At 63.8% G+C, this 14,750-nt stretch carries 14 protein-coding genes; 4 read left to right on the top strand and 10 right to left on the bottom strand.

All coding sequences use genetic code 11. The features are described from left to right. Position 1 precedes the first annotated feature (1 nt). From cheZ to P9255_RS20020, 3 genes are all read left to right on the top strand, one after another. The gene (gene cheZ, locus P9255_RS20010) at positions 2 to 703 is read left to right on the top strand and encodes a protein phosphatase CheZ (RefSeq protein ID WP_309763532.1); all 702 of its coding nucleotides are present in this window, start codon (positions 2 to 4) and stop codon (positions 701 to 703) included. A gap of 320 nt (positions 704 to 1,023) precedes the next feature. Beyond that, complete coding sequence (locus P9255_RS20015) at positions 1,024 to 1,536, top strand: DUF2844 domain-containing protein (RefSeq protein ID WP_404980376.1); 513 nt, start codon at positions 1,024 to 1,026, stop codon at positions 1,534 to 1,536. 18 nt (positions 1,537 to 1,554) lie between these two features. Continuing rightward, positions 1,555 to 2,847: a DUF3443 domain-containing protein gene (locus P9255_RS20020; RefSeq protein WP_309763531.1), complete on the top strand. Its 1,293-nt coding sequence runs from the start codon at positions 1,555 to 1,557 to the stop codon at positions 2,845 to 2,847. A gap of 92 nt (positions 2,848 to 2,939) precedes the next feature. Here the strand turns inward: P9255_RS20020 and P9255_RS20025 are convergent, their stop codons facing one another. From P9255_RS20025 to argS, 4 genes are all read right to left on the bottom strand, one after another. Beyond that, a complete protein-coding gene (locus tag P9255_RS20025; protein ID WP_309763530.1) occupies positions 2,940 to 3,713 on the bottom strand; it encodes an SDR family oxidoreductase in 774 nt (257 codons plus the stop codon). A 15-nt stretch (positions 3,714 to 3,728) separates the two neighbouring features. Then, the gene (locus P9255_RS20030; protein WP_309763529.1) at positions 3,729 to 4,376 is read right to left on the bottom strand and encodes a thiol:disulfide interchange protein DsbA/DsbL; all 648 of its coding nucleotides are present in this window, start codon (positions 4,374 to 4,376) and stop codon (positions 3,729 to 3,731) included. 161 nt (positions 4,377 to 4,537) lie between these two features. Continuing rightward, positions 4,538 to 5,308 (bottom strand): SPOR domain-containing protein, encoded by a 771-nt coding sequence (locus P9255_RS20035; RefSeq protein ID WP_309790322.1) that lies wholly within the window; start codon positions 5,306 to 5,308, stop codon positions 4,538 to 4,540. 139 nt (positions 5,309 to 5,447) lie between these two features. After that, positions 5,448 to 7,232, bottom strand: coding sequence for an arginine--tRNA ligase (gene argS / locus P9255_RS20040; protein ID WP_309763527.1), 1,785 nt, complete (start codon positions 7,230 to 7,232; stop codon positions 5,448 to 5,450). 281 nt (positions 7,233 to 7,513) lie between these two features. Here argS and P9255_RS20045 point away from each other — a divergent pair, with 281 nt between their 5' ends. Continuing rightward, the gene (locus tag P9255_RS20045; RefSeq protein ID WP_309763526.1) at positions 7,514 to 7,840 is read left to right on the top strand and encodes a DUF1840 domain-containing protein; all 327 of its coding nucleotides are present in this window, start codon (positions 7,514 to 7,516) and stop codon (positions 7,838 to 7,840) included. Positions 7,841 to 7,928: 88 nt separating this feature from the next. Here the strand turns inward: P9255_RS20045 and P9255_RS20050 are convergent, their stop codons facing one another. The 6 genes from P9255_RS20050 to P9255_RS20075 form a co-directional block, all read right to left on the bottom strand. Beyond that, entirely contained in the window at positions 7,929 to 8,132 is a 204-nt protein-coding gene (locus tag P9255_RS20050; RefSeq protein WP_309763525.1) for a hypothetical protein, read from the bottom strand. Between the two features lie 143 nt (positions 8,133 to 8,275). Continuing rightward, entirely contained in the window at positions 8,276 to 10,993 is a 2,718-nt protein-coding gene (metH, locus tag P9255_RS20055) for a methionine synthase (RefSeq protein WP_309763524.1), read from the bottom strand. An 18-nt stretch (positions 10,994 to 11,011) separates the two neighbouring features. Continuing rightward, positions 11,012 to 12,088, bottom strand: coding sequence for a homocysteine S-methyltransferase family protein (locus P9255_RS20060; RefSeq protein WP_309763523.1), 1,077 nt, complete (start codon positions 12,086 to 12,088; stop codon positions 11,012 to 11,014). A 230-nt stretch (positions 12,089 to 12,318) separates the two neighbouring features. Continuing rightward, on the bottom strand, positions 12,319 to 12,576 hold the full coding sequence (locus P9255_RS20065) for a DUF3567 domain-containing protein (RefSeq protein ID WP_309763522.1): 258 nt from the start codon (positions 12,574 to 12,576) through the stop codon (positions 12,319 to 12,321). A 126-nt stretch (positions 12,577 to 12,702) separates the two neighbouring features. Next, positions 12,703 to 13,491 carry an alpha/beta fold hydrolase gene (locus P9255_RS20070; RefSeq protein WP_309790323.1) on the bottom strand — a complete coding sequence of 263 codons (789 nt, stop codon included), beginning with the start codon at positions 13,489 to 13,491 and terminating at the stop codon, positions 12,703 to 12,705. A 57-nt stretch (positions 13,492 to 13,548) separates the two neighbouring features. Then, on the bottom strand, positions 13,549 to 14,727 hold the full coding sequence (locus tag P9255_RS20075; protein ID WP_309763520.1) for a DUF3108 domain-containing protein: 1,179 nt from the start codon (positions 14,725 to 14,727) through the stop codon (positions 13,549 to 13,551). Positions 14,728 to 14,750 lie beyond the last annotated feature (23 nt).

Here is a 14,750-nt window from a genome sequence, read left to right on the forward strand (position 1 = left end):
CGTGAACGATCTGACCACTGAATTCGCTGCGGCAAGTGTCGAGAGTGACGGCGATCAGTCGAGCGACCGCATTCTCGCGCGCATCGGCCAGTTGACGCGGACGCTGCGCGACTCGATGCGCGAGCTCGGGCTCGACAAGCAGCTCGAAGCGGCGGCGGAAGCCGTGCCCGACGCCCGCGATCGCCTGAAGTATGTCGCGACGATGACCGAGCAGGCGGCGGATCGCGCGCTCAATGCGATCGAACTCGCAAAGCCGATGCAGGAAGCGATGCAGGCCGAAGCGCAGGCGCTCGACGCGCGCTGGGCGCAATGGTACGGCGCGCCGCTCGCGCAGGGCGAAGCGGCGGAACTGCTCGCGCAGACGCGCAGTTTTCTGCAAGGCGTGCCGGAGAAGACGCAGGCGACCAACGCGCAACTGCTGGAGATCATGCTCGCGCAGGACTTCCAGGACTTGACGGGGCAGGTCATCAAGAAGATCACGGACGTCGTGCATCTGATCGAGCAGCAATTGCTGGGCGTTCTCCTGGAAAACATCGCGCCGGAGCGCCGCGAGCAGTTCGCCGCATCGGCGGCGGCGCTGGTGTCGGCGAGCGGCAGCCCGGAATCGCTGCTCAACGGCCCGCAGATCAACCCGCAAGGACGCAGCGACGTCGTGCAGGATCAGTCGCAGGTTGACGATCTGCTCGCCAGCCTCGGATTCTGAGACGTCCTGCCGGCCGCAACGACGCTAAGCGGAGCGCATCGTTCGATGCGTTCCGCTTCGTCGCGCCTGTCCGTTCCGTGGATGCTTGCGTTTCGCAAAGCATCGATCGACACGGAACTTTTCCCTGTCTTACGATTCCACTCTCATCCGCCGCATCTCTGATGCCTGCCGGCACTCGTTTTCGCGGGTTTGGCATACTGATGGCTAGAGCGTCCATACCGGTGCGCGCGAAAGCGGCGAAAGCGCCGCGACAATGAGACGCCCGCGCGGCCTTCGAAGGCTGCGCAAGGCACACATTCACAGGACAGACAGGAGGCCCAGTGAAGGCACTGAAGCAAGCTCGTCATGGGCATCTCAAGGCGTCGTTGGCCTTGATTGCGGGCGTGGTCGGCGTATGCGCCGTCGTGCCCGCGCACGCCGGACTCGGCGGCGATCCGCTGAGCGCGCCGCAAGGTGCGACCACCGCGAAGGCGGTCGTGCATGCCGCCGCATCGGGCGCATCGGCATCGGCTGCATCCGACTACACCGTCCGCACGACCACGCTCGCGAGCGGAACGGTCGTCAACGAATACGTATCGTCGGCTGGCACGGTGTTCGGCATCGCATGGCGCGGGCCGCGCATGCCGGACCTCGCGACGCTGCTCGGCAGCTACTTCCCGCAGTATCAGCAAGGCCTGCTCGCGCAGCGCACCGCCCGCGGCGGGCGCGGCCCGGTAAGCGTCCAGGACCCCGGCCTCGTCGTGAATTCCGGCGGCCATATGGGCTCGTTCGCGGGAAGCGCGTACCTGCCGCAGTCTTTGCCCGCCGGCGTGTCCGCCAGCGACATTCAGTAAGCGACCGGAGAATCCGACATGCGTAGAACGACACTCGGCCCCGGTGCGGCTTCCTCATCGCGCGCCGGCAATACAGTCCGCTGGTTCAGCGCACTGTTTCTCGCGCTGACGCTTGCCGCATGCGGCGGCGGCGACGATCATTCCAGCTCGAACGGCGGCTCCTCGGGCGGTTCAGGCTCGGGCGGCGGCTCGTCCAGCGCGGCGAGCGCACAGCCCATCGCCCCGAACGGCACGAACGCCGTGCCGATCACCGTTGACGCGGGCGTCGCCAATTTCGTCAACATCCCCAACGTCTCCGTGACGGTGTGCGCGCCCGGCACCAACGTCTGTCAGACCATCGATCACATTCAGCTCGATACCGCCTCCTTCGGGCTGCGCATCCTGAATTCGGCGGCGCAGTCGGTCCTCGGCAGCCTGCCGACGGTGCAGGCGGCGAACGGCGGGCAGCTTGCCGAATGCGCCGGTTTCGCGGACGGCTATACGTGGGGCACGATCCGGCAGGCGGACGTCCGCATGGGCTCGGAAGTGGCGAGCGCGGTGCCGGTGCAGATCATCGGCGATCTCGATGCATCGGCGGCGCCAACGGGCATGAACGGCTGTCCGTCCGGCAACGACGAGAACTCCACCGCCGATATCGGCGCGAACGGCATTCTCGGTATCGGACCGGCGACTTACGATTGCGGCACCAACTGCGCAACGACCGCGCTCAACAGCATGTACTTCTCGTGCGCGAACGGCACGAACTGCACGGGGACGGTCGTGCCGGTGGCGCAGCAAGTCACCAATCCGGTCAGGAAGTTCTCGGTGAACAACAACGGCGTGATCCTGCAGTTGCCGCCGGTTCCCGATACCGGCGCGGCCAGCGCGAGCGGCACGCTGGTGTTCGGCATCGGCACGCAGAGCAACAACGCGCTTACCGGCGTGACGAAGCTCGGCACCGATACCTACGGCGACCTCACCGGGACGTACAAGGGCGCGACGCTTCAGACGTTCTTCGATTCGGGATCGAACGGCCTCTTCTTCCAGGACAACTTCCCGCTGTGTTCCAGTTCGAGCGTGTTTTATTGCCCGAGCTCGGAGCAGTCGCTTTCAGCGACGGTGAAGGGCAGCGAAGGCAATACGGCGACGGTGCCGTTCAGCGTCGTCAGCGCGCGCACGCTGACGTCGGGCGGCGGCAAGTACGCGTTCAACAGCCTCGCGGGTCAGCTCGGAATGAGCGGCTATTTCGATTTCGGCTTGCCGTTCTTCTTCGGACGGCACGTGTACGTCGGATACGACTTGCCGAACAGCGGGCCGTACGTGGCGTTCTGATCCCGCGGACTGGGCGGCTTCCGATCGAGCCGGCCAGCCCGCAGCGGACAAAAAAAATCCGGCCATTCTGGCCGGATTTTTTTACGCGCCGTTCAATTGCCCGCGCGCGGTTTGCGCGGCGCGCGCTCGAAGGCCGCGTCGTAGAGCCAGCGCGGCAGCACATGCAGCAACATGCCGACGATGCGCATCTGCCACGGGAACGTCGCGTAGCGCACTTTGCGGGCGATCGCATCGGCGGTTTTTGCGGCGAAGCGGTCGGCGTCCATCAGGAACGGCATGCGATACGGATTGTGCGCCGTCATCTCGGTACGCACGTAGCCCGGCGCAATGGTGACGACCGCGACGCCCTGCGGTCTCATTTCCACGCGCAACGACTCGAGATACTTCGCCGCGGCGGATTTCGACGCGCTATATGCGCCCGATCCCGGCAACCCGCGCACGCCGGCGACGCTCGCAATGCCGACGAGCGTGCCGCGCCGCGCCGCCGTCATCGACGCGACGAACGGCTCGAACGTCGCGACCATGCCGAAATAATTGACGTCCATCACCGCGCGAAACGTCTCGAGCTCGCCGTGGCCGGTGAGCGCGCCCTGGCTGATGCCCGCATTCGCGATCACGATGTCCGGCGTGCCGTGCTCGGCGATGAAGCGGCGCGCGGCATCGGCGATTGCTTCGGGATCGCGGACATCGGCGGGATAAAGGAAGAGGGATGCTTCGGGATGGCGCGCGGCCAATGCTGCGAGAGACTCGGCGCGTCGGGCGACGAGGCCGACCACGGCCCCGCGCTTCACGTATTCCTCGGCCAGTGCCTGACCGATTCCACTCGACGCGCCGGTAATGAAAACCTTCAACGGGACTGCATTCATACCGGCCTTGCGTAGTTACATTTTCTTGGCGCGCACTTGCTGAACAAGGTAGTCCATCACCTGCGTCGTGCCTTGCAGGCTGTTCGTCTGCGCCGGACCCGTGACGTACTTGCCCTGCACGACGACCGTCGGCACGCCGTCGATCTTGTAGTCCTGCTGCAGCTTGGCGTCGCGCTTGACGTCGCTTTGCGTCGAGAACGAGTTGTACGCGTCCAGATACTTCTTCTTGTCGACACCTTGCGTCGCGAGGAAGGTCGCCTGCGCTTCGGGCGTCATCAGATAGTTTTTCTTCACGTGTATTTCGTTGAAGACGGCCGGCGTGACCTTCTCCGCGACGCCGAGCGCGACGAGCGCGTGATACATCTTCGAATGCGGGATGAAGTCGTCGCGGAACGCCACCGGCACGCGCTTGAATACGACGTCCGGGCCCTGCTTCTTCTCCCACGCCTCGATATACGGCTCGAATTCGTTGCAGTGCGGGCAGCCGTACCAGAAGAATTCGATGACTTCGATCTTGCCTGCCTCGGCGCCCGCCGGCTGCGGGGCCTGCAGCACCGTGTAGTCCTTGCCTGCGGCGGGAGCGGCGGACGCCACGTCCGCGATGCTCAACGACGCGGCGGCGATGCCGAGGGAAAGGGCGAAGGCGCTAAACAGTTTTTTCATGATCGGAAAGAGAGCGAAGGAGCAAGTGAGGGCAACGTAGCAGCCGCGTAAAAGGCCATAAGTGGGACATACGACGCTTAAACCAGGCTTAAGGCTGCGCGCCGCGCTTCGTCTCCCCGCGCCGTCGTGCGGCGGCGCGGGCGAGGTCATGCCTGTACGGCTTATTGCTTCGAGAAGCGGATCACGGCGGTGTTGACGCCCGCATCGGACAGGCGCTGGCGCGCCGTGTTCATGTCCTCGAACTTCGCGAACGGTCCGATACGCACGCGATAGTACGTCACGCCGCCGGCGTCACGCTGCGTGACCTTCGATTCGAAGCCCTGGAAGCCGAGACGCGCACGCTGCTGCTCCGCATCGGACTGGGTCTTGTATGCGCCGACTTGCAGGAAATAGCCGGTGTTCACATCGCCCGGAGCGGGCGGCGTGGTCTTCGCGGTGGCGGGCGGGGCGCTGCCGGCCTTCGGCGGCGTGGCGGCGGTCGGCGGCGTGGTGCCGTTCGTGCCGGGAGCCGGCTCGGGCTTCTTCACGATGGCCGCGCTGCCGCTTTTCGGCGCGGACGCCGTCGGGCCAATAGTGGGCGGCACTTCGACGATCTGCGGTTCGTCGAGCACGCCCGACGACTGCGTCTGGTTGTTGCTCTGGCCGGGAGCGGTGTTCGGAGGCGTGGGTTGCGCGGCTTGCGGCACCGGCTGACCGGGCGTCTTGCCTTGCAGCGGACGGTTCGGGTCGTACGGCTGCGCAGCGGGCGCGGAGGAGGTATCCGATGCCGGCGGCGCGACCTTCGCCACGAACGGCGTCGGGGCGCGGGTGATGTACAGCGCGACGATCACGGCGATCGCGAGTCCGACGATCAGACCCAGCACGATGCCGAGAAAGGTTCCCCCCGTTTGCTTCGATTGCGACTGCTTCGACGTGCGGCGTGGTTTTGCCATCGTATGAATCACCTGCAAAAAGTCTTCGAGTTGGCCGACGATTATAGCGGTCGCGTCATGCGAGCCCGCGCCATGCTGGCGTCCGCGCACGCCGAAGAGTCACAAAGTTACAGGCGCGCGCGGAGGCTCGGAAATGCGCCTACATCTTCTGCGGCGCGGACACGCCGATGGTGGCCAGACCGTTCTCGAGCACCTGACGCGTGGCCGCGAGCAGTGCGATGCGCGCGGTGCGCTCTTTTTCGTCGTCCACCAGCACGCGCTCGGCATTGTAGAACGAGTGAAATTCGCCAGCGAGGTCGCGCAGATAGAACGCGACGGCGTGCGGCGCGAGTTCGTCGGCGGCGTGCGCGAGCATCTCCGGAAACTCGGCGAGCTTGTTGAGCAGCGCCATCGCGCGATCGCTGGCGAGCGGCGAGAGATCGGCATTCGCGGCCTGCGCGATGTCGCCTGCGTAGCGGTCCTTCCAGTCGCTCAGGATCGTGCAGATGCGTGCGTGCGCGTATTGCACGTAGTACACCGGATTCTCGTCGTTCTGCTTGAGCGCGAGGTCGATGTCGAACACGAACTCGGTGTCCGCCTTGCGCGAGATCAGGAAGAAGCGCACGGCGTCGCGGCCGCGGCGGATCATGTCGGCATCCAGTTGATCGGGCGCGGCTTCGCTGCCCGGCGTCATGCCGCCCGACCATTCGATCAGATCGCGCACGGTGACGTAGCTGCCCGCCCGCTTCGAAATTTTCACTTCCTGGCCGTCGCGCATGACGGTCACCATCTTGTGCAGCACGTAATCGGGATAGCCCTTCGGAATGCCGATGCCGAGCCCTTGCAAGCCGGCGCGCACGCGCGCGATCGTGCCGTGATGGTCGGAGCCCTGAATGTTGATGACCTTCGTGAAGCCGCGCCGCCACTTGGTGACGTGATAGGCGACATCCGGCACGAAGTAGGTGTAGGTGCCGTCGGACTTGCGCATCACGCGGTCCTTGTCGTCGCCGTCGTCGGTGGTGCGCAGCCAGAGCGCGCCGTCCTGCTCGTAGGTCCTGCCGGCATCGATCAGCGCCTGCACCGTCTCTTCGACGCGCCCTTCCTTGTACAGCGACGACTCGAGATAGAACTGATCGAACTTCACGCCGAACGCGGTCAGGTCCATGTCCTGTTCGTGACGCAGATAAGCGACCGCGAACGTGCGGATGGCTTCGAGATCTTCGACGTCGCCGCGGCCCTTGACCGGCTCGCCGTCCTTCGCCGCGACGGTCGCGCCCGCCATGTAGTCGCGCGCGATATCCGCGATGTATTCGCCGTTGTACGCCGCTTCCGGCCACTCGGCGTCGCCGGGCTTGAAGCCGCGGGCGCGCGCCTGCGTCGAAATCGCGAGATTGCCGATTTGCACGCCCGCGTCGTTGTAATAGAACTCGCGATGCACATCGTAGCCCTGCGTCGCGAGCAGGTTCGAAAGCGCGTCGCCGAGGGCGGCCTGACGGCCGTGGCCGACGTGCAACGGTCCCGTCGGATTCGCCGATACGAATTCGACGAGCACGTGCCTGCCCGCGTCACGCGTCGAGCGGCCGAACGCGGCGGCTTCCTTCAGTACCGCCGGGATCACGTCTTGCTTGGCCTTCGCGGCGAGACGCAGATTGATGAAGCCTGGACCGGCGACCTCGGCGCTCTCGACCAGACCCTTCGCCAGCGGATGCGCGAGGACGGCATCGACGATCTGCTGGGCGAGCTGGCGCGGATTCGCGCGCAGCGGCTTCGCGAGCTGCATCGCGACATTGGACGCCACGTCGCCGTGAGCCGCGACCTTCGGCCGTTCGAGGACGATCGCGGGCGCGACGAAGGCGGCTTCGGTGGCGCCTTGCGTGGATTGCGCGACCTGCTTGACCGCGTCGGAGAGGAGCGTTTCCAGGATTTCTTTGTGTGCGGGCAGCATGCTGAATGTGATCCAGTGAAGCGGATGCGGATGCGATGGATGAAGGCGAAGCGACACGCCGTGCGACGCGGCGTCAAGGCCTACCGCGAGTGAAAAGCCGCGCGAAACGACGCGAAAGCACGCGCGATTCGGGCGTGAGACATTGCTAAACCGGGAGTTTAGCAAATGCTAAACTGTCTAAAGAGGGTGGCTGTCAGCGAAGAACAGGCTCGTCGGCGCGCTTGCAACAAGGTTTGCATCGAAGACCGGCTGTCATCCAACAAAAGGAAAAGGACCTTCCCATGCTGATTACATTCAAGACCATGGCTGCACCCGATGTCATGATGCTCGATAACCTCGCGGAGTATCTGCTCGGCATCATCGGCAAGCCGCTGACGGAACGTGGCGTCATTACGCAGGAAGAACTGCCCGCCGCCATTCAGAAGCTCGAAGCGGCCATCGTGACCGACAAGCGAGAACGTGCCGAGCACGACGGACATTTCCACGAAGGCGAGGCCGGTCACGACCCGCATGAGATCCCCATCGGACTCGCGCAGCGCGCCTACCCGTTTCTCGACATGCTGCGGCTCGCGCAGAAAGAGAACAAGGACATTCTCTGGGGTGTGTAAGCCTCGTTGAGAAGCGCCTGACGTTCGAAAAAACCCGCATCGGCAACGGCGATGCGGGTTTTCTTTTTTTCTGCTGTGAAGCGGGCGCTTACTGCGACTGGCCGCCTTCCGCGGGCGCCGGTTTGGCCGTCGTCGGCTTCTTTGCCTTCTTCGGCTTCTTCTTGTGCTCCGTTTGTGGCGGCGAGTAGGACGAAGCCTCCGTGCTGCTGGCCTGTGCGAAGGCAGCCGAACCGGACGCTGCGAACACAGCCGCGGCGATCGAAACGGCTATGGCGGACGTCATCTTCTTCATGCGACTTTCTCCGTGACGAAAAGAATGCGTGGCCGTCATCGTGACGGCCTATCGCGGCTACAAGTCTACGGAAATCAAAATATTCCCGCCGAAAGCCTGCCTGTTTCCGGCTATCAGGCGCGGGATATGTTGCGTGTGCGCAATCAGCGAAGCGGAGCGAGCGCCCGTTGCGCATCCGACGACGATATCGCCATGCGTTCAGCGAAACTCTGCACCTGGTCGTCACCGATCTTGCCGACCGAGAAGTACGTGCTGTCCGGATGCGCCAGATAAAAGCCCGACACGCTCGCGGCCGGCAACATTGCGAGCGATTCCGTGAGGCTCATGCCGAGTTCGTCCGCCTGGAGCACTTCGAACATGTCGCGCTTGACGAGGTGATCCGGACACGCCGGATAGCCGGGCGCCGGACGAATGCCCACGTACTGTTCCGCGATCATCGCGTCGTTGTCGAGCGTTTCGTTCGCTGCGTAACCCCACAGTTCGCGGCGCACGCGCGCATGCAGGGCTTCGGCGAATGCTTCCGCGAAACGATCCGCGAGCGCCTTCAGCATGATCGCGCTGTAGTCGTCGTGGTCGGCTTCGAACTGTTTCTCCTTCTTGTCGACACCGAGTCCGGCCGTCACCGCGAACAGACCGATGTAGTCTTTCACGCCCGATTCCTTCGGCGCGATGAAATCCGCCAGCGAGCGGTTCGGGCGCATCACGCCGTCGACGACGGGACGCACGCTCTGCTGACGCAGGTTGCGCCATGTCATCGCCACTTGCGAGCGGGATTCGTCCGTGTAGATCTCGATGTCGTCGTCATTGACCGTGTTGGCCGGCAGCAGCATGACGACGCCGTTCGCCGTCAGCCATCGGCCCTGGATGATGCGCGAAAGCATCGACTTGCCGTCCGAGAACACGCGCCGCGCCGATTCGCCGACGATCTCGTCGTTCAGAATGGCGGGATACGGGCCGGCGAGGTCCCAGGTCTGGAAGAATGGCGCCCAGTCGATATAGTTCGCCAGTTCCGCGAGGTCATAGTTCTTGAACACGCGCCGACCGATGAAGCTCGGCTTCTTCGGCGTGTACGCGTTCCAGTCGATCTTCGTCTTGTTCGCGCGCGCTTCGGCGTAAGTGACCATCGGCTGCGCTTTCTTGTTCGCGTGCTGATTGCGGATGCGCTCGTAATCGCTCTTGAGTTCGTCGAGATAGCGGGCCGCGCCTTGGTCCGACAACAGGCTCGACGCCACCGACACCGAACGCGACGCATCCGGCACATAGACCACCGGCCCTTCGTAGTTTGGCGCGATTTTCACGGCGGTATGCACGCGCGAGGTCGTCGCGCCGCCGATCAGAAGCGGCGTTTGCTTGCTGCGGAAATATTCGTCGCGCTGCATTTCGGACGCGACGTAAGCCATCTCTTCGAGGCTCGGCGTGATGAGCCCCGACAGACCGATGATATCCGCGCCTTCTTCCTTCGCCTTCTGGAGGATGGTCGCGCAGGGCACCATCACGCCCATGTTGACGACTTCGAAGTTGTTGCACTGGAGCACCACCGACACGATGTTCTTGCCGATGTCGTGCACATCGCCCTTGACGGTCGCGATGACGATCTTGCCTTTCGAGCGCACGTCCGCGCCGGCATCCGCCATGCGCTTCTTCTCTTCTTCGATGAACGGAATGAGGTGCGCCACCGCCTGCTTCATCACGCGGGCCGACTTCACGACTTGCGGGAGGAACATCTTGCCCGCGCCGAACAGGTCGCCGACGATGTTCATGCCGTCCATCAACGGACCTTCGATCACGTTGATCGGCCGGCCGCCAGCGGCTTCGATTTTCGCGCGCACTTCCTCGGTATCTTCGACGATGAAGTTCGTGATGCCGTGCACGAGCGCATGCGAAAGCCGCTGCTCCACCGGCTGGTTGCGCCACTCGAGGTTCTCTTCTTTCTTCGCTGCGCCGGTCTTGAACTTGTCGGCGATTTCGAGCAGACGGTCGGTCGCGTCGTCGCGGCGATTGAGCACGACATCTTCCACGCGCTCGCGCAGTTCGGCGTCGAGATCGGCATAGACGCCGAGTTGCCCCGCATTGACGATGCCCATGTCCATGCCGGCCTGAATCGCGTGATACAGGAACACGGTGTGGATGGCTTCGCGCACCGGATCGTTGCCCCGGAACGAGAACGACACGTTGGAGACGCCGCCGCTCACTTTCGCGTGCGGCAGGTTCTGCTTGATCCAGCGGGTGGCGTTGATGAAATCGACTGCGTAATTGTTGTGCTCTTCGATGCCCGTCGCGATGGCGAAGATGTTCGGGTCGAAGATGATGTCTTCGGGCGCGAAGCCGACTTCGTTCACGAGGATGTCGTAGGAGCGCTTGCAGATTTGCGTCTTGCGCTCGAAGGTATCGGCCTGGCCTTGCTCGTCGAAGGCCATGACGACGGCGGCCGCGCCGTAACGCCGGATCAGGTTCGCGTGATGACGGAACGCGTCTTCGCCTTCCTTCAGCGAGATGGAATTGACGATGGCTTTGCCCTGCACGCACTTCAGGCCCGCTTCGATCACCTCGAACTTCGACGAGTCGATCATGATCGGCACGCGGGCGATGTCCGGCTCCGACGCGATCAGATTCAGAAAGCGCACCATGGCGGCTTTCGAATCGAGCATGGCCTCGTCCATATTGATGTCGATGACCTGCGCGCCGTTCTCGACCTGCTGGCGGGCAACGGCCAGGGCTTCGTCGAACTGGCCGTTCAGGATCATGCGGGCGAACGCCTTCGAGCCGGTCACGTTCGTGCGCTCGCCGACGTTGATGAAAAGCGAGCCGTCGGTGACGTTGAACGGCTCGAGGCCGGAAAGACGCATCGTGTGATCGGTCATATTCTTGTCTCTTTGATGTCAGGCGGCATCCCGATACTGCGACGGAAACTTCCGCGGCTTCACTTCCATCAGCGCCTTCGCAATCTCCGCGATATGCTCCGGCGTCGTCCCGCAGCACCCGCCCGCAAGATTCACCAACCCGGCTTCCGCGAATTCCTTCAACAATCCCGACGTTACGTCCGGCGTTTCGTCGAAGCCCGTATCGCTCATCGGGTTAGGCAGGCCCGCGTTCGGATAACACGAAACATAGGTATCGCACAGCTTCGCCAGCTCGGCGATATACGGACGCATCAGCGCCGCGCCCAACGCGCAGTTCAGCCCGAACGTCAGCGGTTTCGCATGACGCAGCGAGTTCCAGAACGCCTCGACCGTTTGCCCCGACAGGATGCGCCCGGATGCATCCGTGACGGTTCCCGAAATCATGATCGGCACGAGTTCACCGGTGTCCTCGAACAACTCATCGAGCGCAAAGAGCGCAGCCTTTGCGTTCAGCGTGTCGAAAATGGTTTCTACGAGGAACAGGTCGCAGCCCGCATCCAGCAGCGCTTTCGCCTGCTCGTAATAGGTGTCGCGCAGCTCGTCGAAGGTGACGTTGCGTGCGCCCGGATCGTTGACGTCGGGCGAAATGCTCGCGGTCTTCGGCGTCGGTCCGATCGCGCCGGCAACAAAGCGTGGCTTCTCGGGCGTGGAGAAGGCATCGCAGGCTTCGCGCGCGAGCCTCGCCGATGCGAGGTTCATTTCAGCCGCGAGTTCTTCCATGCCATAGTCGGCCTGCGCTACACGCGTCGCGCCGAACGTATTCGTCTCGATGATGTCCGCGCCCGCAGCCAGATACTTGTCGTGAATCTCGCGGATGATTTGCGGTTGCGTGATCGACAACAACTCGTTGTTGCCCTTGATATCGCGCTCGTAATCCCTGAAACGCTCGCCGCGATACGCGGCTTCGTCGAGCTTGTAGCGCTGGATCATGGTGCCCATTGCGCCATCGAGAATCAGGATGCGTCGTTGCAAAAGCGCAGGCAGCGCGGCGCCGCGCGTGTACTCGCGCGCGGGCGACTTCGCGCCCGACGGACTCGGATAGGCGTTCTGGTTCATGACGGACAGGCCCTGTACCCGATGATGAATTAGTCCGTCATTGTAGCCGCAGCCAAGCGCAATCGCTCCGCGCGGGACGGCGGACGCAAAGTCCCGACGCACAAAAAAAGAACCCCGCCGATAAGGGACGGGGTCTTTCTGGCGTGTCGCTTGTTTGCCTTGCTGCATGGCTCGCCTGAGCGCCGGCAAGCAGTGGCGGCGCGAGGCGCGTGATGCGCCCGCGCGGTAAATCAGTGAAGCACGACCGGCTGGGTCATCAAAACGTCGAACTGGCCGAGGAATTCATCCACATCCTCGAGCGATGGTTCTTCTTCGATCAGCTTTTGCACATGCTCCCGAAACTTCTCGGCAAGCGCACCGTCGATGAAGATCTCCCGTTGCGTGTTCTTGTCGACGATTTCGTAACCGCCCGACATCATCGCGAGATGGTTGTCCTGCGGCGGAAACTCGACGACGCAATAGTTAGGGCTGTTGTAGATCATTTGCATGGCGACACTCCTTATTCCTTTTGCTCCTGGCAAACCTGCATCCTAAGTGGAGCGACGGGGTGGGAATTCAAGGGGTGGCCTCGACGTGATGCCGGTTTTATCGAGGCTATTTCTTGTGATACAAGCTCAGGCGGGCCCGCGCAAGAACGCATCCAGCAATGCGCAAAAACGCTGTGACACCTCGACCGGAGACAGATGTGCCGCATTCAGTAACTCGAACTGCGCGCCCGGCACCGTGTCCGCGATCACTTTGGATTCAGCATGCGGCGTGCCATTGTCCAGTTCACCAGCCACGACCAGCGTGCGTTTCGCAATCGACGCCAGCCCGGCGCGCGCATCGAAGCGGCTCAATGCCTCGGCTGCACGCGCAAAACCTTCGGCAGGCGTATGGGCGATGGTTTCGGCAATCTGCTCGACGACCTCCGGATGCGCCTTGCGGAAATCCGCAGTGAGCCAGCGCGCAAGCGTCGGTTCCACGATACTTGCCATTCCGCTTTCGCGCACGGACGCGGCGCGTTGCGCAAACGTCGGACGCGCTTCCTCGCGGATGAAGGCGGGCGCGCCGGCAACCGTCAGTGAATCGACCTTGTCCGCATGCCTGATCGCGAACTTCTGCGCGACCATTCCGCCGATGGACAACCCGACGACATGCGTCCACGGCGCGCCGAGGCGGTCGAGCAGTTCCGAGAGGTCATCGGCAAGATCGTCGATGGTGAAGGCATCCGGCGACACCGCCGTGTGTCCGTGGCCGCGCAAGTCGTAACGCAACACGGTGTAACTGTTGCGGAAATAACCGGCCATCTGGTCCCAGACCGACAGATCGCCCGCCAACTGGTGGATGAACGTGAGCCAGGGACCGCCGCCTTCGTTGTCGAGTACGTACCGCGTGTCGATGCCATTGATGTTCAACTGCATATCGGCTCCGTGAGAAAAGCTTGTCCGCGTGTGGATGCGCGCTTCGACGCGCCGCCATCAGGGCCTGATCTGAGGACTCGGGGCGGGCGCGGTTTCTTCAGATGCATCCCGCGTGCCCGGAGCCTCGGGCTGCGCCGCAGCGGACGGCGACTGAATGTTGCCCGCCCACAGCATTTCAACCTGCATGCCGTTCGGCTCGGTTTGCAGAATGCGAACCGGCAGCCATCCGAGTGCCGGAGCAAGCCACACATCGAGCCTGCGCCGGTCCCCTTCGCGGCGCGGCAGGCGTGTGAAATGCCGCGCGGTGACGTATCCGCCGCGCGCTTCCACCGTTTCATCGCCGACGGTTTCCATCGGCCAGATTTCGCTGCTGTCGTTGTCCGCGACGCTGAACTGGCGCGTGACGCCGGGCTTGTACCGGTCCGGTGCGCCGCGCACGAGACTCGTCAACTGCATCACGACGCTGAATCGGTCCTGCGCGCCGTCGGCGAGCGGCTGGCTGTTCGGCGTGCGCGTATAGACGATCTGCTTCGTATCGCGATTGAAGATGGCGATATCGGCGGCGCGGCGGCCGCGTTTCTCCGAATACTGTTCCGGGGCGATACCGAACGCATCGATATGTCCCTTGCTCGAATACACGAAAGGCCCGACGAACGGCAGGGGTATCGAGACCACCATCTCGTAGCGCTGGCCGTCGTTGGTCCAGTGGATCGTGCCGGTCTGGTTCATCACGCCGTTCACGAGGGTGTCGTAGCGCAACTCGCCGGTCGGCGGGACGTCGATTTTGTCGCCCGATGCGGCGGCGGGTGCAGGCGGCTCGGCTGCGGGCGGCGGCGCGGACGCCTCCACGGGGGCCGAACTCGCCACTTCCGTCGATTCCGTCGCGGGCGCAGCGGGTTGCGGCGTAGCGGCGCTCAGCACCGGCGCGGGCGCCGGTTGCGCTCTCGGCGCAGGATGCGCGGGCCTGAGCGTCGCGGGCTTTGCAGGCGCTGGCGTCGGCGGCGCGACGGGCTTCGGCGTGAGCAACTCCACTTGCACCGGCGGCTTTTCCATCGGCGGGGGATTGACCGGCTGCTTCGCGAACTCGATCCAGCGCATCGCGCCGAAATGCAAGCCGGCGACGACGAGCGCGGCCAGCCCCCATCGCGTCCAGCGGCGAGGCGGGGCGTTTGAGGACGCGGCGGAGAACGGCTCGCCCGACATGGGGCGAGGACGGCGGAAGTCAGACAAGGGCATCGAAACAGGGAAGCAAAAGGCGA

The organism is Caballeronia sp. LZ019 (assembly GCF_031450825.1).
Lineage (GTDB): Bacteria > Pseudomonadota > Gammaproteobacteria > Burkholderiales > Burkholderiaceae > Caballeronia.